The 367-nt window shown below is 49.3% G+C and carries 1 protein-coding gene; it reads right to left on the bottom strand.

The window, feature by feature from the left end; genetic code table 11:
• On the bottom strand, nucleotides 1-367 hold a 367-nt coding region (locus X742_RS140100), incomplete at both ends, for a glycosyltransferase family 10 (protein ID WP_023775703.1).

The raw sequence follows: 367 nt of genomic DNA, 5'->3' as shown, positions 1-367 counted from the left end.
GTTCTTGTCCTCTGGGTCAATCAGAACCATAGAGTCCGAAGGGAAGAACCTCGTGATTGCCGGGCTGCCGTAATAGATCGGCATTGTTTCAGCAACGAAGCAGTCCATAAGCTTCTCTGTAAAGTAGTAATCAGCACGAGTATTCTCGAACGCTATACTGTAACGGTAAGGTGCGAGTGCGTTCCATTTATCTCCAATCAGCCGAAAACCTCGGCCGAACAGGTCAAAATCGAGCTCCTTTCTCAGTCGTTCCAGAAACGCCAGCCGATATCGATGTCCTTTAAGCAGGGCGATGTCACTGGTAATCCATGAGAGCCGAAGCGGCTTATCCACGACTTCGCTGACCAGAAGTTGGTCATATGTCTTG

This window comes from Mesorhizobium sp. LNHC229A00 (genome assembly GCF_000502415.1).
Taxonomy (GTDB): domain Bacteria; phylum Pseudomonadota; class Alphaproteobacteria; order Rhizobiales; family Rhizobiaceae; genus Mesorhizobium.
Note: the sequence above shows the minus strand (reverse complement) of the source record. Positions and strands in the feature narration are given on the sequence as shown.